The organism is Rhodovarius lipocyclicus (genome assembly GCF_009900765.1).
Taxonomy (GTDB): Bacteria; Pseudomonadota; Alphaproteobacteria; order Acetobacterales; family Acetobacteraceae; genus Rhodovarius; species Rhodovarius lipocyclicus.
Genome location: NZ_JAAABL010000006.1, coordinates 71,750 through 88,727 on the forward strand (window position 1 = coordinate 71,750; position 16,978 = coordinate 88,727).

A 16,978-nucleotide genomic window follows, 5' to 3' on the forward strand; every position below is an offset into this window, starting at 1 on the left:
ATGAAAGCCCCCACTCGTTCGTCGGGAGGGGCTTCGTGGCAGGGGCGGGCGAGGTTACGGGCGCAGTATCATCTTTTCGCGGCGCGCGGGTCCATCGCGTCCCGCAGCCCGTCGCCCACCAGGTTCAGCGCCAGCACCAGGATGAAGATCGCGCCGCCCGGGAAGATCGCCAGCCAGGGCGCGTTCTCGATGAAGCGCTGGGCGCTGTTCAGCATGCTGCCCCAGCTGGGTGCCGGCGGCTGCTGGCCCAGGCCGAGGAAGGAAAGCGAGGCCTCGGCGATGATGGCCTCCGCGATCGACAGCGTGGCCTGCACCAGCAGGGAGGGCGCGATATTGGGCAATATGTGCAGGATGGCGGTGCGCCAGGGCGGGTTGCCCATGGCGCGGGCGGCCTCGACGTAATCCTGGCTGGCCGCGTCCTGCACCATGCCGCGCGCCAGCCGCGTGAAGATGGGCGAGGCCGAGATGGCGATGGCCAGCATCGCGTTTTCCAGCGCGGGCCCCAGGAAGGCCGCCAGCGCGATGGCCAGGATCAGGAAGGGCACCGCCAGCATGGCGTCCGCGACGCGGGAGATGACGGCATCCACCCAGCCCCCCGCCAGCCCCGCGATCAGCCCGAAGGGCACGCCGATCAGCAGCGCGCCGCCCACCGCGATCACGCCGGCGGCCAGCGAGGCGCGGGCGCCGAACAGCACGCGCGCGAACACGTCGCGCCCGTTCTCGTCCGTGCCGAACCAATGCGCGGCCGACGGCGCCTTGCGGATGGCGGACCAGGAGGTGGCGATGGGATCGGCCCCGGCCAGATAGGGCGCGAACACCGCCCCCGCCACGAAGACGAGCACCACCAGCAGCCCGAACATTGCCAGCTTGTGCGCCAGAAAGGCCGAGAGCGCGCGGCGCGCGGGGCTTTGCGGCGGGCGGATGGTGCTGACGGAGACGCTCATGCCGCCCTCAGCCTGGGGTTCACCAGCATGGCCAGGATGTCCGCGATCAGGGAGAGGGTGACGAAGATCAGCGCCGTGACCAGCACCACCCCCTGCACCACCGGGTAGTCGCGGTTGAACACCGCATCCACCACCAGCTTGCCGAAGCCGGGGATGGAGAAGATCTGCTCGGTCAGCACCGCACCCGCCAGCAGCCGGCCGAATTCGATGGTGCCGAGAGTGACGACCGGGATCAGGGCGTTGCGCAGGGCGTGGCGGGCGACCACCACGCGCTCCATCAGCCCCTTGGCGCGGGCGGTGCGCACGTAATCCTGCGAGAGCGCGGTCAGCATCGCCGCCCGGGTGTGGCGCATCAGCACCGATGCCACCCCCGTGCCCAGCACGAAGGCCGGCATGATGGTGGTGGCCAGCGACTGCACCGGGTCCTCCCACAACGGCACATAGCCGCTGGGCGGCAGCCAGCCGAGATGCACGGAAAAGAACATGATCATCATGATGCCGAGCCAGAAATTCGGCGTGGAAATGCCGAACAGCGCCACCGCGTTGATGCCCCAGTCGGCCGGCTTGTCCTTCCAGACGGCCGAGAGCACGCCGGCGGGGATACCGATCACGAGCGCGATGAGGAAGCTCATGCTCGCCAGCTGCGCCGTGACCGGCAGCTTGGACAGGATCAGCGCCGATACCGGCTCCCGGATCCGCCAGGAGAAGCCGAAATCCCCCACCAGCACCCGGCCCAGCCAATGGAAATATTGCTCCAGCAGCGGCCGGTCGAGCATCAGCTCGGCGCGGATCTGCGCCAGCACCTGCGGGTCGCCCCGGTCCTCACCCGCCAGGATCAGCGCGGGGTCGCCCGGCATCAGCTGCTGCAGCGCGAAGATGCCGAAGGACAGGATCAGCAGCGTGGGCAGGATCTGCCCCAGCCGGCGGAGGAGCCAGCGGGCCATTACTGAAGGCGCAGCCCGGTCGGGCGGATCAGCCCGTCCGGCACGTTCAGGAAGCCGCTGAGGCGCGTCGTGTGCACCACGATGTTCTTGCGGTGCCACAGATAGATGCGGCTGCGGTCCTGGCGGATCGCGATCTGGAAGGCCTGGGCATACAGGTCGCGCCGCTTGGCCACATCGACCTCCACCCGCGCCTCGTCCAGCAGGCGGTCCACCTCCGGGTTGGAATAGCGGCCGTCATTCTGCGGCCCGCGCGAATGGATGAAGGTCCAGGTGTTGCCGTCCGGGTCCACCCGGCCCGACCAGCCGAGCAGATAGACCTCGAAATCGCCGCGCACGGCGGCTTGCAGGGAGGACGCGAATTCCATCGCCTGGATGCGCAGGTCGAAGCCGGCCTCGCGCACCATGGCCTGCATCACCTCGGCGGCCTGGCGCAGGTCGGGGTTGTTGGGCACGGTCATGTTCACCGCGACCGGGGGCGTCAGCCCCGCCTCCCGCAGCAGGGCGCGGGCGCGCTCCACATTGCGGGGCTCGGGGCGCAGGGCCGCGACATGGAAGGGGTTGGCGGGCGGCAGCGGCTGCACGGTGGGGGTATAGACGCCCTCATACACCACCTGGTTGATGGCGGCGCGGTCCAGCGCCAGCTCGAAGGCCTGGCGCACGCGCACGTCCTGGCCCATCGGCGTCTGCGCGCGCGGGCCGTTGCCGATGTTGATGGTCAGGGACTGATAGCCCAGCTCATCCGACATCTCGACCCGCAGGCGGTTGTTGCGGCGGACGGTGGCCAGGTCGTCGGGCTCGATGGTCTGCACCATCTCGATGGCGCCCGATTGCAGGTTGGCCAGCCGCACCGTGCCGTCCGGGATGGGCAGGTAGGTGATGCGCTGGATGTGGATGTTCTCGGCGTTCCAATATTCCGGGAAACGCTCCACCACGATGCGGTCCTGGGCCACGCGCTCCACGAAGCGATAGGGGCCGGCGCAGACGGGCCGCGCGCCGAAATTGCGGCCCGCAGCTTCGGCGGCGCGGGGGCTGACGATCATGCCCGCGCGGTCGGTCAGCTGGCTCAGGAACGGGGCGGAGGGGCCGGTCAGGCGGATGCGCACCGTCTGGGGGTCCACCACCTCCACCGATTCCATGGTGTTGATCTCACCCCGGCGGAAGCTGCCCTGCATGGTCAGGTGGCGGTTCAGGGAGTAGCGCACCGCCTCCGCGTCCATGGTCTCGCCATCATGGAAACGCACGCCCTGGCGCAGCGTGATCAGCAGGGTGCGCGGGTCCTCCCACCGGTATCCGGTGGCGAGCTGAGGGACGATTTCCAGCTTTTCGTTGATGTCGAACAGCTTGTCGCAGATGCTGGCGAACACGATGCGGCCCACGAAGGTGCGGGCCAGCGTCGGGTCCATGATGTCCGGGTCCTCGCGCAGGCCGATGCGCAGGTTTTGCGCCGGCTGCTGGGCCTGGGCGGCACCGGTCAGCAAGGTGAGCGCGGCGGCCGCGCCCAGCAGGGTACGCTTCAACATTCAGGCTTCCTCCCGGTGGAAGTGGGCGGCCAGGCGCGATAGGCGCTCGCCGCCGGTATGGGCTTCGGCGAAGGGGGCCGCGGCGGGCAGTTCCCCGGCCAGGTGGCAGGCCACCTTGTGGGCGGCGCCGAGCAATTCGGGCGAGTCCACCGAACAGCGCGCCACGGCATAGGGGCAGCGGGTGTGGAACCGGCAGCCGGAGGGCGGCGCGATGGGGCTCGGCATCTCGCCCTGGATGGGCTCGGCCTGAATATGGCCTTGGCCCGGCACGGCGGCCAGCAACGCGCGGGTATAGGGATGGGCGGGTGCGGCGAAGATCTCGGCCGCCGGCCCTTCCTCCACGATGCGGCCCAGATACATCACCGCCACCCGGCCGGCCACATGGCGCACCACGCCCAGGTCGTGGCTGATCAGGATGAAGGCCAGCTCCATTTCCCGGATCAGGTCCATCAGCAGGTTCAGCACCTGCGCCTGCACCGAGACATCGAGTGCCGAAACAGGCTCATCCCCGATCACGATGCGCGGGTTGCTGGCGATGGCGCGCGCGATGGCGATGCGCTGGCGCTGCCCGCCCGAGAATTCATGCGGATAGCGCACCGCCGTCTCGGGCCGCAGGCCCACACGGGCCAGCAGCTCCGCCACGCGCTTCGCCCGCTCGGCGCGCGACAGCTTCGTGTGCAGGATCAGCGGTTCCTCGATGGCGGCGGCCACCGTCATGCGCGGGTCCAGGCTGGCGAAGGGGTCCTGGAAGATCATCTGCGCGTCCCGCCGGGCGGCGCGCAGGGCGCGGGGCGAAAGCGTGGTCCATTCCTGGCCCAGCACCTGCACCTGGCCGTCATCCGGTTCCAGCAGCCGCAGCGCGAGCCGCCCCAGCGTGGACTTGCCGCAGCCGGATTCCCCCACGATGGCCAGCACCTCCCCGGGTGCGACCCGCAGGGAGACCCCATCCACGGCCCGCACGGCGCCCCTGGGGCGGCCCAGCGCGTCCCGCACCGGAAAATGGCGGCGGATGCCGGCGAGTTCGAGCGCGTATTCGGTCATGCGATGGGCGCCACCCAGCAGGCCGCCGCATGCCCCTGGCCCAACGGGGCCATGGGAGGCTGCTCGGCGCAGCGCTCGTCGCCGAAGGGGCAACGAGGCGCGAAGCGGCAGCCAGGCGGCGGGGCCATCAGGTCGGGCACAGTGCCGGCGATGCTGGCCAGCCGGCCGCCCGGGGTGGCGAAACGCGGCGCGGCCCCCATCAGGCCGATGGCATAGGGGTGCTCGGGCCGGGCGAACAGGGCCTCGACCGGCGCCGTCTCCGCCACGCGGCCGGCATACATCACCACCACCTCATCCGCGTGGTCGGCCACCACGCCCAGATCGTGGGTGACCAGCAGGATGGCGGTGCCCGTCTCCCGCTTCAGCTCCGCCAGCAGGGACAGGATCTGGGCCTGCACCGTCACGTCCAGCGCGGTGGTGGGCTCGTCCGCGATCAGCAATTTCGGTTTGCAGGCCAGCGCCATGGCGATCATCACCCGCTGGCGCATGCCGCCCGAGAGCTGGTGCGGATACTGCGCCGCCCGCCGCGCGGGTTCGGGGATGCGCACGCGGTCCAGCATCTCGATCGCGCGTTTCAGGGCGGTGGGGTGGTCCAGCCCCTCATGCACGCGCAGGGCCTCGGCCACCTGCTCGCCCGCGGTGAAGGCGGGGTTCAGGCTCGTCATCGGCTCCTGGAACACCATGGCCAGGGTGCCGCCCGCCAGCTTCCGCCGCTCCCGCGGGGACAGCGCCAGCAGGTCCCGGCCCTCGAAGGTCAGCCCGCCGCCGATGCGCGCGGATTCCGGCAGCAGCCCCATGATGGCCAGGGAGGTGACGGACTTGCCGCAGCCCGATTCGCCCACCAGCGCCACGGTCCGCCCCGGCGCCAACGAGAACGACACGTCATCCACCGCGCGCAGCGGCCCGCGCGCCGTCTCGAAGGTGACGGAAAGCCTCTCGACGCTCAGCATCGCCACGTGATCTGCATCATTTGCGTCCAACAGCATGGAGCGAGGTTGCCGGACAAGCCAGCCCCTTGAGGGCCATTGCCGCGGGCCGCCCCCCGCTGCCCTATATGAAGGCAGCATCGGTCAGGAGGGGGGCAGGCATGCGGCGAGGCTGGCGTTTCATCGCCCTGTTGTGCGCGGGCGGCGCGGTGGCGGTGGGGCTGGGCGCGATCGGCATGGCCGCCCTGGGACAGGCGCCCCGGATGGCGGAAGTGGCGCAGCTGGTCATCGGGCTGGTCTGCGCGGGGATGATCGCGGGCAGGATCGGGCGGTGAAGCATTCAGGGGGTTTGCCTCCGCCCCCCCACCGAGGGGGCTGCCCCCCAAGGGCGCAAAGGACCGAGGGGCTCTGCCCCTCGGCTCCCCGCCAAAGGCCGAAAGGCCCTTGGAACCCAGGAGTTGGCGCCTCATCCTGGCAAGCGGGGCACCATTTTCAATATAAAAATCAAGCAGAAACACTTTCCCAGAATCAGCGCCAAACTGCTCTAGGTCCAGGACCGAGCACGGTCCTGGCGGGGGTCCAAAGGGCAGCGCCCCCTGGGGGCGCCCCCTACCCCGCGATCAGCGCATCCAGCTTGCCGGCGCGTTCCAGCGCCACCAGATCGTCGCAGCCGCCCACATGGGTGCCGTTGATGAAGATCTGCGGCACGGTGGTGCGCCCGCCGGAGCGTTGCATCGCCTCCGCGCGTTCCGGCGTGCCGTGGGGCGCGTTGATCTCGCGGACCTGGGCGCCCTTTTCGTTCAGGATGTTCAGCGCCCGCGCGCAGTACGGGCACCAGGGTTGGGTGTAGATGTCGATCGTGGCCATGAAGCGGAGGTGGCGCCACCCACGGCCCGCGTCAAGACTACACCAGCATCGCCGAGACGAAGGCGACCCCGCCGCCCAGCAGCAGCAGCATCATCAGGAAGCGCAGCATTTCACCCGCGCCATAAGGCGCCTGAAGCGACGGCGCCGGCTCCCGCGGGGCGGGTTCGAAACCCGGCGCGAAGGCGCGCTCGGGGAAGATGAACACGTCATCGGGGTGGGGCTCGTAGTGGTGGGGCGGGCGTGGGGCTTTGGGCATGCCCCCATCCTGCCGCCCCCTTCTTGCCGGGCGGTTAACCCCGGCGGCGCAACACCAGCGTGGTCCAGGGCCCGACATTCAGCCGGCGTTCCAGCACCAACCCGGCATGGCGGTGCGCGGACATCACCCAGCGCGCCTGGGTGCCCAGCAGACCGGCCAGGATGGCGGTGCCCCCCGGCGCCAGCGCGCCCGCCAGGTCCTTGGCCATGGCGCACAGCGGCCGGGCCAGGATATTGGCGAAGATCAGGTCATAGGGGCCCTCGGCCGCCACCCGGCGGTGGCGCCAGCCATCGGCGAGGCGCGCATGCACCAGGTTGCGCAACCCGTTCATCACCGCGTTGTCGCCCGCGATGCGCACCGACCAGGGCTCGATATCGGTGGCCAGCACCGGGCGCTTCAGCTGCTTGGCCGCCGCCATGGCCAGGATGCCGGAACCCGAGCCGATATCGGCGATGCGGCGCGGCTTGCGGGCGGCCACACGCTCGAACGCCATCAGGCAGCCACGGGTGGAATTGTGCTCGCCGCTGCCGAAGGCCAGGCCCGCATCCAGGCGCAGCACCATGCGGGCATAGTCGCGCGGGTTGGGCAGATGGGTGGGGCGGATCAGGAAGCGCCCGCCGATCTCCTGCTCCGGGAAGGCTTCCACGGTGCGGGCCAGCCAGCCTTCGGCCTCCACCGGGGCGCGGTCGGGCTCGGCGGTGTGGCCGGAGATCAGGGCGGCCAGGGCCAGCGCGCCGGCCAGGGCCGCGGGGTCGGCCCCTTGCTCGCGCACGGCTTCCAGGCGCCAGGTCTCGCCCGGTTCCTCGCGGAAATAGCCCACGCTGCGGGCCACGGATTGCAGCGCCGCCTCATAGGCAGGCACGGCTTCGTCCGGCAGGCCGGTCAGGGTGATGGTTTCGAGTTCGACGGCGCGGCGCTTCATCTTCAGGCTTTCAACGTCAGGCGGGCAACTTCAGGCGGGTTCCACGAAACGGTCGAGCACCCGCTTGGGCCCGGCCTTCTCGAAAGCGATGTCCAGCTTGTCGTCATCCACCGCCGTCACGCGGCCATAGCCGAATTTCTGGTGGAACACACGCTGCCCCACAGCCATGCCGCCCGCGCGGGCGGGGCGCTGCTTCACCTCCCAGGCGCCGGCCTCCACCAGCCGCGCCGGGCGGCTGGCCAGCGGGAACTGGCCCGAGAAGACAGAGGCCGGGCGGGCCGAAGCCTGGCTGCCCTCGCGCTCGACATGTTCCGCCGGCAATTCATCCAGGAAGCGGGAGGGGATGGAGCTGGTCCAGCTGCCATAGATGCGGCGGTTGGCGGCGTGGCTGATGATGGCGCGGCGCTTGGCGCGGGTGATGCCCACGTAAGCAAGGCGCCGTTCCTCCTCCAGGCCCTTGGTCCCACTCTCGTCCAGCGCGCGCTGGTGGGGGAACAGCCCTTCCTCCCAGCCCGGCAGGAACACCATCTCGAATTCCAGCCCCTTGGCGGCGTGCAGGGTCATGAGGCTGACGCGGGCGCCCTCGGCGCGCTCGTCATTCTCCATCACCAGGGCGACATGTTCCAGGAAGGCCGCCATGGTGGGGAAATCTCCCATCGCGCGCAGCAGTTCCTTCAGGTTCTCCAGCCGGCCCGGGGCCTCGGGGCTTTTGTCCAGCTTCCACATCTCGGTGTAGCCCGACTCGTCCAGGATGGCGCTGGCGCCGACGATATGGCCCTCGGTCTCCAGCGTGGCGCGCCAGCGGGAAAAACCCTCCAGCAGCTCGCGCAGGGCCGCGCGCGGGCGGGGGCGGATGGCGTCGCCCTCGCACAGCAGGCTGGCCGCGACCGAGAGCGGCACCTCCCGCTCGCGGGCCAGGCGCTGCATCTCCCGGATCGCGGTGTCGCCCAGGCCGCGCTTGGGCAGGTTCACGATGCGCTCGAAGGCGAGGTCGTCGGCCGGCTGCACGGTGGCGCGGAAATAGGCCATGGCGTCGCGGATCTCCGCGCGCTCATAGAATTTGGCGCCGCCCACCACGCGATAGGGAATGCCCAGCGTGATCAGCCGTTCCTCGAAGGCGCGGGTCTGGAAGCCGGCGCGGACCAGGATGGCGACCTCGCTCAGATCCTGCCCGGCGCGGCTCGCCTGCTCGATCCGCTCGCCCACCATGCGGGCCTCCTCCTCGCTGTCCCACAGCGAGGCGATCTTCACCTTCTCCCCGGCATCGTCCGGGCGGCCGGGGCGCAGCGTCTTGCCCAGCCGGCCCTCATTGTGGGCGATCAGGCCCGAGGCAGCCCCCAGGATATGGCTGGTGGAGCGATAGTTGCTTTCCAGGCGCACGATCACGGCGCCCGGGAAGTCCTTCTCGAAGCGCAGGATGTTCTCGATCTCGGCGCCGCGCCAGGAATAGATCGACTGGTCGTCGTCGCCCACGCAGCAGATGTTGCGCTGCGCCGGGTCCTCCCGCTGGGCCAGCAGGCGCAGCCACAGATACTGCACCAGGTTGGTGTCCTGGTACTCGTCCACCAGGATGTAGCGGAACATGCGGTGGTACTGCGCCAGGATGTCGGGGTGGGTGCGCAGGATTTCCGTCACCAGCAGCAGCAGGTCGCCGAAATCCACCACGTTCAGCTGGCGCAGCCGCGCCTGGTAGGCGGCGTAGAACTCCATCGCCCGGTTGTTGGCGAAATCCGTGTCCTCGGCCGGGGTCACGCGCTCGGGCGTCAGGCCCCGGTCCTTCCAGCGCTGGATAATGGCCATCAGCCCCGGCAGCGGCCAGCGCTTGGTGTCCAGGCCAGAGCCCTCGGTCACCTGCTTCAGCACCCGGTTCTGGTCGTCCGTGTCCAGGATGGTGAAGTCGGAGCGCAGCCCGGCGAGTTCGGCGTGCCGGCGCAGCATGCGTGCGCACAGGGCGTGGAAGGTGCCCAGCCACAGCCCCTCGGCCGGCTGGCCCAGCATGGCGCCGATGCGTTCCCGCATCTCGCGCGCGGCCTTGTTGGTGAAGGTCACGGCCAGCACCTGCCAGGGCTGGGCCCGGCCGGACATCAGGATATGCGCGAAGCGGGTGGTCAGCACCCGCGTCTTGCCGGTGCCGGCGCCGGCGAGGACGAGCAGCGGGCCGTCCAGCGTTTCCACGGCGGCGCGCTGTTCGGGATTGAGTCGGGTGAGATAGTCGGGGGTCACGGCCGAGGGTATAGAACAGCCCGGACGGAGAACAAAGCTTGCACGGATTGCCCCATGCCTGACTTTTCGCTGGAGGCCGCGGCCGGCGGGCTGGTGGCCGGCGTGGATGAGGCCGGGCGCGGCCCGCTGGCGGGCCCGGTGCTGGCCGCCGCCGTCATGTTCCCCGCGGGCGTGCCCCTCGAACTCGCTCGGCTGCTGGATGACAGCAAGAAACTGACCGCGAAGCGGCGGGAGGCCGCTTTCGCCGCCCTGCTGGCCGCCCGCGCCACGGGCCGGGCGGAATGGGTGGCCGCCGCCGCCTCGGTGCCCGAGATCGGGCTGCTGAACATCCTGGGCGCCACGCATCTGGCGATGCGGCGCGCGGTGCTGCGCCTGCCACGCCGGCCGGAGCTGGTGCTGATCGACGGCAACCGCCCGCCCCCCCTGCCCTGCCCCAGCCGGTGCGTGGTGGGCGGCGATGGCCTCAGCCTGTCGATCGCCGCGGCCTCCATCATCGCCAAGGTGATCCGCGACCGGGCGTTGCTGCGGCTGGATGCGCGCTGGCCCGGCTATGGCTTCGCGGGGCATCAGGGCTACCCGACGGCCGCCCACCGGCAGGCGCTGGCCAGCCTCGGCCCCTGCCCGCACCACCGGCGCGGCTTCGGCCCGGTGGAGGCCGCCTTTCGGGCCATGGCAAGCAATTAATCCAGGGCTTTAGACATTCTTCGGGGGCAGGGACGCAATTCCAGCGCGGATTTGCCGCACCGGAGACGCCATGTTCGCCCGCCTGACCATCCGCTCGAAACTGACCGCCATCGTGCTCGCCCTGTCGCTCGCCAACGCCGCGCTGTCGGGCTTCCTCATCATCCGCGCCAAATGGGTGGACGATGCGTACAGTCTGCTGCTGAACCGGGAGGCCGCCTTCGTGATCGCGACGGAGCATCTGCGCGGCGATCTGGCCAATACCGGCGGGCGCTTCTTCCAGGCGGTGAATGCGCCCACCCCGGCGGCCCGCCTCGAAATGCTGAATGAGGTCCGGCGCCTGACGGCTGGCTTCGAGCCCTTGATGCGCCGCGCCGTCGCGGCCGGCACCGGCGAGTACCAGCGCGCCATGCAGGCGGAGCTGGAGCGGCTGCCGCGCCTGACGGCTTCCATCGCCGCCGCCGTGGCCGCCGCGGAGGCCGGCGACCAAGCCCGCCTGGCCCAGGCGCTGAGCGTCACCTCGCCCGCCATCAACACCATGATCGCCTGGATCGGCGAGCATGCGGAAACGCTGCGTACCAGCATCGAGGGGCGCTCCGCCCAGCAGACCCTCGAAATGCGGGAGGCATCGATCTTCGCCTGGACCGCCCTCGGCCTGATGTTCGCGGGCAGCCTGATCATCGGCATCCTGTTGGCCGCGCGCGGGGTCTCGGTGCCGCTGGCCCGGCTGCAGACCCGCATGGCCACGCTGCAGCAGGGCGACACCACCAGCCCCATCCCCGGCCAGGAGCGCAGCGACGAGCTGGGCGCCATGGCCCGCGCCCTGGGCGGCTTCCGCGACAACATGCTGGAAAGCGACCGCCTGCGCGCCGAACGGGAGCGCGGCCTGCAGGCCGATGCCGCCCGCGCCGAGCAGGTGCGCGGCCTGGTCGCGGAATTCGAGAAGGGCGCGACCGAAACCCTGTCCGCCGTGAAGCTCGCCGGCACCAAGCTGGAAGGCACGGCGACCAGCCTCACCTCCGTCTCCGACGAGGGGCGCGGGCTGTCCACCTCCATGGCGGCGGCGGCGCAGCAGGCCTCGGGCAATGTGCAGGCGGTGGCGGCCGCGACCGAGGAGCTGGCAGCCTCCATCGCCGAGGTGGCGCGCCAGGTGCAGGAAAGTGCGCGCATCGCGGGCCAGGCGGCCTCGGACGCCGCGGCCACCGACCAGACCGTGCAGGCGCTCTCCGAAGGGGCGCAGCGCATCGGGGATGTGGTGCGGCTGATCAACGACATCGCGGGCCAGACCAACCTGCTGGCCCTGAACGCCACCATCGAGGCCGCCCGCGCCGGCGAGGCCGGCAAGGGCTTCGCGGTGGTCGCCTCGGAGGTGAAGCAGCTGGCGGCCCAGACCGCCCGCGCCACGGAACAGATCACCGCCCAGATCACCGCCATGCAGGGCGAGACCAGCCGCGCGGTGGCCGCGATCGGCGAGATCGGCCGCACCATCGGCAGCATGAACGAGATCACGGGCCAGGTGGCCGCCGCCGCCGAGGAACAATCCGCCGCGACACGCGAGATCACCCGCCGCATCAGTGAGGCCGCGACCGGCACCGGGGAAGTGAGCCGGTTGGCCGAACTCGTGACCGGCGGCGCCCAGGCCACCGGCGACGCCGCCCGCCTGGTGCGGGAGGGCAGCGACGCCCTGGCGCAGCAGACCGAGGTGCTGGGCGGGCGGGTCGATGGGTTCCTGTCCTCGATCCGGGCGGCCTGAACGGTTGACGGGTGACTCCCCCCACGTCCATGTTGCGCCCCGAGTCGGAGGCTAAGGGCGAGCGTGAGCACGGGGGTTACTCTACCGCTGGACCAGGTGCTGGTGGGCGATTGCGTGGAGATGCTGCGGCAGCTCCCGCCCGCCTCGGTCCACGCGATTTTCGCGGACCCGCCCTATAATTTGCAGCTGAAGGGCAGCCTGCACCGGCCGGACAATTCCCTGGTCGATGCGGTGGACGATGAGTGGGACCGCTTCACCGATTTCGCGGCCTATGACGCCTTCACCCGCGAATGGCTGACGGAATGCCGCCGCGTGCTGCGCCGTGACGGCACCATCTGGGTCATCGGCGCCTATCACAACGTGTTCCGGCTGGGCACCGCGTTACAGGATCTGGGCTTCTGGGTGCTGAACGACGTGATCTGGCGCAAGGCGAACCCGATGCCCAATTTCCGGGGCCGGCGCTTCACCAACGCGCATGAGACGCTGATCTGGGCCGCGCGCGGCCCCGAAAGCCGGCACCGCTTCAACTACCAGGCCATGAAGTCGCTGAACGACGACGTGCAGATGCGCTCGGACTGGTACATCCCGCTGTGCACCGGCAACGAACGCCTGCGCGGCGAGGACGGCCGCAAGCTGCACCCGACGCAGAAGCCCGAGGCGCTGCTGCAGCGCGTGATCATGGCCAGCACGGCGCCGGGCGACGTGATCCTGGACCCCTTCCTCGGCTCCGGCACCACGGCCGCCGTGGCGCGCAAGCTGGGCCGGCGCTTCATCGGCATCGAGCGCGAGACGATCTATGCCAACGCCGCCCTGGCGCGCGCCGAAAGCGTGGTGCCGCTGAGCGACGAGGCCGTGGCCGTGGCCCCCAGCAAGAAGGAGCAGCCCCGCCTGCCCTTCGGCACGCTGGTGGAGAACGGCATGATCCCGCCGGGCACCGCCCTGACCGACCGCCAGCGCCGCTGGCGCGCCATCGTGGGCGCGGACGGCACGCTGACCTGCGGGCGCGCGCGCGGGTCCATCCACGGGGTGGGCTCGCAGGTGCAGGAAGCGCCCAGCTGCAATGGCTGGGTGTTCTGGCATGTGGAACTGCCGGGCGGCGCGCTGCGGGTGCTGGATTCCTATCGGGCCGAGGTGCTGGCGGCGGCGAAGGGGTAGCGCCTCGGGGCCGCCGCTCCATCTCCCTTGACTCGCCCCGCCCCCGCGCCTATCCACCGCCCCGTGGGCCCATGCCCGCTGAAGGCCGCCCCATGGTGGGGTCGCCCCGCCGCTCCGCGAGATTCGCGCAGCGGCGCGATATCGTTTGGAGTGCTCTTTGTTCGAAGGCCTGTCCAGCAAGCTGAGCACGGTATTCGACCGTCTGCGCGGCCGCGGCGCCCTCTCTGAGGAGGATGTGTCGGCGGCCCTGCGCGAGGTCCGTGTGGCGCTGCTGGAAGCCGACGTGGCGCTGCCCGTCGCGCGGGACCTGATCAACAAGGTGCGTGAGCGCGCGATCGGCCAGGAGGTGATCCGCTCGGTCGCCCCCGGCCAGCAGGTCGTCAAGATCGTCAATGACGCGCTGATCGAGGCGCTCGGCGGCGCGGGTGCCCCCACCGGCATCGACCTGAACGCCCCCGCCCCCGTCGCCATCCTGATGGTCGGCCTGCAGGGTTCGGGCAAGACCACCAGCTCGGGCAAGATCGCGCTCAGGCTGAAGAACCGCGACCGCAAGAAGGTGTTGCTGGCGTCGCTCGACGTGCACCGCCCCGCCGCCCAGCAGCAGCTGGCGACCCTGGCGAACCAGACCGGCGTCACGTCCCTGCCGATCATCCCGGGCCAGTCCCCGCTGGAGATCGCGGCCCGCGCGCTGGATGTGGCCAAGCGTGAGCTGTTCGACGTGGTCATCCTCGACACCGCCGGCCGCCTGGCGATCGACGAGGCCCTGATGGCCGAGGTGGCCGAGGTCAAGCGCTTCGCCGCCCCGCACGAGACCCTGCTGGTCGTGGACGCCATGACCGGCCAGGACGCGGTGAACACCGCGCGCGAATTCCACGAGAAGGTGGGCGTGACGGGCATCGTCATGACGCGCGTCGATGGCGACGCGCGCGGCGGTGCCGCGCTGTCCATGCGGGCCATCACCGGCGCGCCGATCAAGCTGCTGGGTGCCGGCGAAAAGCTGGATGCCCTGGAGGATTTCCACCCCGAGCGCATCGCCGGCCGCATCCTCGGCATGGGCGATATCGTCTCGCTGGTGGAAAAAGCCGCGGCGACGATCGACCAGGCGGAAGCGGAAAAACTCGCGGCGCGGATGCAGAAGGGCATCTTCACCCTCGAGGACTACGCCAAGCAGCTGGAGCAGATCGGCAAGATGGGCTCGCTGCAGGGTATCCTCGGCATGCTGCCCGGTGTCGGCAAGATCAAGCAGCAGATGGCCGACGCCAAGCTGGATGACGGCATGCTGAAGCGCCAGGCCGCCATCATTTCCTCCATGACACTGCGTGAGCGCCGCAGCCCGGACCTGATCAAGGCGTCCCGCAAGCGGCGCATCGCGGCCGGCAGCGGCGTCCAGGTGCAGGATGTGAACCGCTTGCTGAAGCAGTTCGACGACATGTCCGCGATGATGAAGCGGATGAACAAGCTTGGCCAGAAAGGGCTGATGCGGGGCGGTCTTGGCTCCCTCATCCCCGGCCTTGGTAACAAACGACCTTTCTGAGAACAGGAGTCTCCCATGTCCCTCAAGATCCGCCTGGCCCGCGCGGGCGCCAAGAAGCGCCCCTACTACCACATCGTGGTGGCCGACAGCCGCAGCCCGCGCGACGGCCGCTTCATCGAGAAGGTGGGCAGCTACAACCCGATGCTGGCGACCGACCACGCCGAGCGCGTGCGCCTGGACAACGAGCGCATCACGCATTGGATCGCCAACGGCGCCGTGGCGACGGACCGCGTGGCCCGCTTCCTGGGCAAGGCCGGGCTGGCCCCCGTGCCGTTCATGCCGAACCAGACCAAGCAGAACCAGCCGAAGAAGAAGGCGCAGGAGCGCGCGGCCGCCGCCGCGGGCTGATGCCTTCATGCCGTCTTCGCTCATTCTGATGGGCGAGCTGGGCCGCGCACATGGCGTGCGCGGCCTTCTGCGTCTCAAGGCCCATTGCGAGGCGCCCATCGACAGCTACAACCCGCTGCGCGACGAGCGCGGGCGGGTGTTCGTGCTGCACCCGCGCGGCGCCGACCTGGTGGCGATCGAGGGCGTGGCGGACCGCAACGCGGCCGAGGCCCTGACCGGCACCAAGCTGTATGTGGAACGCGACCGCCTGCCGGAACCCGACCCGGATGAGTTCTACCTGACTGACCTAGTGGGGCTGGCCGCCTTCACGGCGGAAGGCAAGGCGCTGGGCCAGGTGCGCGCGGTGGAAGACTATGGCGCGGGGCCGTTCCTGACCCTATCCGGCCCGCCGGAACGGCTGGTGCCCTTCACCATGGCGGCGGTGCCGGTGGTGGATATCCAGGGCGGGCGCATCACCGTGGAACCGCCGGCGGAAATCGAAGTGAAGCCGCCGGAGGGTGAGGCGGAAGAGTAGCACTGGGGAAGGCTCTGCCTTCCCCAGACCCAGGCTCACCCCGAACCGTCAAAAAGGCATGGGGGAGTTTGAGGGGGAAAGTCATTTCCCCCTCAATGCAAGTGTGAGGGCAAAGCCCTCACCAACAGAGGACCATCCCCCGCCATGCCCTGGCACGCCACTGTCCTGTCCTTGTTCCCGGAGATGTTCCCCGGCCCCCTCGGCCTGTCCTTGGCCGGGCGTGCCTTGCGTGACGGGGTCTGGAGCATGGAGGCGCGCCAGATCCGCGACCATGGCCTCGGCCGGCACCGCCAGGTGGACGACACGCCCTTCGGCGGCGGTGCCGGCATGGTGATGCGCCCGGATGTGCTGGATGCGGCCATCGAGGCCGCGAACCCCGGGGACCGCCCCCTGCTGGTGATGACCCCGCGCGGCACGCCGCTGACCCAGGCCATGGTGCGGGAATGGTCCGTGGGCCCCGGCCTCGTCATCCTGTGCGGCCGGTACGAGGGCATGGACCAGCGCGTGATCGAGGCCCGGGGCATGCGGGAGGTTTCGCTGTGCGATGCCGTGCTGTCCGGGGGCGAGTTGGCGGCGCTGACGATTCTCGATGCCTGCATCCGGCTGCTGCCCGGGGTGATGGGCGGGGTGGACAGCGCGGTGGAGGAAAGCTTCTCCGCCGGGCTGCTGGAATACCCGCAATACACCCGCCCCGCCGACTGGAACGGGCGGGAAGTGCCGCCCGTGCTGCTGTCGGGCAATCATGCGGAGGTGGCGCGCTGGCGCCGGGAACAGGCGGAAAACGTGACGAAACAACGCCGTCCGGACCTGTGGTCGGCTTTTTCGTCAAACTGCGGACAGCATTCCTAATTTCCGCGCAAACCGGGCTTGCGCAAGGCTTCGCACTTGCCTATACGCCGGGGCTCGAAAGGGACTCTAGACCATGAACCTCCTTCAGCAATTCGATGCCGAACAGAAGGCGAAGCTCCTCGCCGCCCGTGCCGTGCCCGACTTCGCGCCCGGCGACACGCTGCGCGTCATGGTCCGCGTGGTCGAAGGCGAGCGCATCCGCACCCAGGCCTTCGAGGGCGTGGTGATCGCGCGCTCCAACAAGGGCCTGCACAGCAACTTCACCGTCCGCAAGCTCTCCTACGGTGAGGGTGTGGAGCGCGTGTTCCCGCTGTACTCCCCCTCGCTGGCCGAGATCCATGTGGTCCGCCGCGGCAAGGTGCGTCGCGCCAAGCTGTATTATCTGCGTGGCCGCACCGGCAAGTCCGCTCGCATCGCCGAGAAGATGGGCCTGCGGACCAGCGCGGCGCCTGCCGCCACCACCGCCGAGTGAGGCCGGAAGGGCCGCCACGCGCGGCTCTT

At 70.2% G+C, this 16,978-nt stretch carries 18 protein-coding genes; 9 read left to right on the top strand and 9 right to left on the bottom strand.

The genetic code is table 11. The annotated features are described in order from the left end of the window. Positions 1-68: 68 nt before the first annotated feature. From GT007_RS08175 to GT007_RS08195, 5 genes are read right to left on the bottom strand one after another with little or no spacing between them, the layout of a single operon-like run. Positions 69-944: an ABC transporter permease gene (locus GT007_RS08175; protein WP_160121109.1), complete on the bottom strand. Its 876-nt coding sequence runs from the start codon at positions 942-944 to the stop codon at positions 69-71. After that, complete coding sequence (locus GT007_RS08180) at positions 941-1,888, bottom strand: ABC transporter permease (protein ID WP_160121110.1); 948 nt, start codon at positions 1,886-1,888, stop codon at positions 941-943. Before GT007_RS08180 ends, GT007_RS08175 begins: the two co-directional genes overlap by 4 nt. Further along, positions 1,888-3,408 carry an ABC transporter substrate-binding protein gene (locus tag GT007_RS08185; protein ID WP_160121111.1) on the bottom strand — a complete coding sequence of 507 codons (1,521 nt, stop codon included), beginning with the start codon at positions 3,406-3,408 and terminating at the stop codon, positions 1,888-1,890. The genes GT007_RS08180 and GT007_RS08185 overlap by 1 nt, the downstream gene beginning before the upstream one ends. Then, positions 3,409-4,449 (bottom strand): ABC transporter ATP-binding protein, encoded by a 1,041-nt coding sequence (locus tag GT007_RS08190; protein WP_160121112.1) that lies wholly within the window; start codon positions 4,447-4,449, stop codon positions 3,409-3,411. It abuts the gene before it with no gap. After that, positions 4,446-5,399, bottom strand: a complete 954-nt coding sequence (locus GT007_RS08195) for an ABC transporter ATP-binding protein (RefSeq protein ID WP_328798940.1) — start codon at positions 5,397-5,399, stop codon at positions 4,446-4,448. Before GT007_RS08195 ends, GT007_RS08190 begins: the two co-directional genes overlap by 4 nt. A 137-nt stretch (positions 5,400-5,536) precedes the next feature. Between GT007_RS08195 and GT007_RS08200 the strand changes: the two genes are divergently transcribed. Further along, a complete protein-coding gene (locus tag GT007_RS08200; RefSeq protein ID WP_160121114.1) occupies positions 5,537-5,710 on the top strand; it encodes a hypothetical protein in 174 nt (57 codons plus the stop codon). Between the two features lie 274 nt (positions 5,711-5,984). Here GT007_RS08200 and grxC read toward each other — a convergent pair whose 3' ends face one another. Genes grxC through GT007_RS08220 form a run of 4 tightly spaced genes read right to left on the bottom strand, consistent with a single transcriptional unit; the run spans position 5,985 to position 9,643 of the window. Then, positions 5,985-6,242 (bottom strand): glutaredoxin 3, encoded by a 258-nt coding sequence (gene grxC, locus GT007_RS08205; protein ID WP_160121115.1) that lies wholly within the window; start codon positions 6,240-6,242, stop codon positions 5,985-5,987. Between the two features lie 37 nt (positions 6,243-6,279). Next, positions 6,280-6,498: a hypothetical protein gene (locus tag GT007_RS08210; protein ID WP_160121116.1), complete on the bottom strand. Its 219-nt coding sequence runs from the start codon at positions 6,496-6,498 to the stop codon at positions 6,280-6,282. 34 nt (positions 6,499-6,532) lie between these two features. Continuing rightward, entirely contained in the window at positions 6,533-7,420 is an 888-nt protein-coding gene (locus tag GT007_RS08215) for a 50S ribosomal protein L11 methyltransferase (protein WP_160121117.1), read from the bottom strand. Between the two features lie 30 nt (positions 7,421-7,450). Then, positions 7,451-9,643 carry an ATP-dependent helicase gene (locus GT007_RS08220; protein ID WP_236571558.1) on the bottom strand — a complete coding sequence of 731 codons (2,193 nt, stop codon included), beginning with the start codon at positions 9,641-9,643 and terminating at the stop codon, positions 7,451-7,453. Positions 9,644-9,697: 54 nt separating this feature from the next. On the opposite strand from GT007_RS08220, the gene GT007_RS08225 reads away from it, so the two are divergent. The 8 genes from GT007_RS08225 (at position 9,698) to rplS (ending at position 16,949) form a co-directional block, all read left to right on the top strand. Continuing rightward, entirely contained in the window at positions 9,698-10,327 is a 630-nt protein-coding gene (locus tag GT007_RS08225; protein WP_160121118.1) for a ribonuclease HII, read from the top strand. A 70-nt stretch (positions 10,328-10,397) separates the two neighbouring features. Beyond that, positions 10,398-12,077, top strand: a complete 1,680-nt coding sequence (locus tag GT007_RS08230) for a methyl-accepting chemotaxis protein (protein ID WP_160121119.1) — start codon at positions 10,398-10,400, stop codon at positions 12,075-12,077. A 63-nt stretch (positions 12,078-12,140) separates the two neighbouring features. Beyond that, positions 12,141-13,232, top strand: a complete 1,092-nt coding sequence (locus GT007_RS08235) for a site-specific DNA-methyltransferase (protein ID WP_408015536.1) — start codon at positions 12,141-12,143, stop codon at positions 13,230-13,232. Between the two features lie 157 nt (positions 13,233-13,389). After that, positions 13,390-14,766, top strand: coding sequence for a signal recognition particle protein (gene ffh / locus GT007_RS08240; protein ID WP_160121120.1), 1,377 nt, complete (start codon positions 13,390-13,392; stop codon positions 14,764-14,766). Between the two features lie 15 nt (positions 14,767-14,781). Continuing rightward, complete coding sequence (gene rpsP / locus GT007_RS08245; protein WP_160121121.1) at positions 14,782-15,114, top strand: 30S ribosomal protein S16; 333 nt, start codon at positions 14,782-14,784, stop codon at positions 15,112-15,114. Positions 15,115-15,121: 7 nt separating this feature from the next. Continuing rightward, the gene (rimM, locus tag GT007_RS08250; RefSeq protein ID WP_160121122.1) at positions 15,122-15,628 is read left to right on the top strand and encodes a ribosome maturation factor RimM; all 507 of its coding nucleotides are present in this window, start codon (positions 15,122-15,124) and stop codon (positions 15,626-15,628) included. A gap of 144 nt (positions 15,629-15,772) precedes the next feature. After that, a complete protein-coding gene (trmD, locus tag GT007_RS08255; RefSeq protein WP_160121123.1) occupies positions 15,773-16,477 on the top strand; it encodes a tRNA (guanosine(37)-N1)-methyltransferase TrmD in 705 nt (234 codons plus the stop codon). Between the two features lie 73 nt (positions 16,478-16,550). Beyond that, positions 16,551-16,949, top strand: coding sequence for a 50S ribosomal protein L19 (gene rplS / locus GT007_RS08260; RefSeq protein WP_160121124.1), 399 nt, complete (start codon positions 16,551-16,553; stop codon positions 16,947-16,949). The last annotated feature ends 29 nt before the right edge of the window (positions 16,950-16,978 follow it).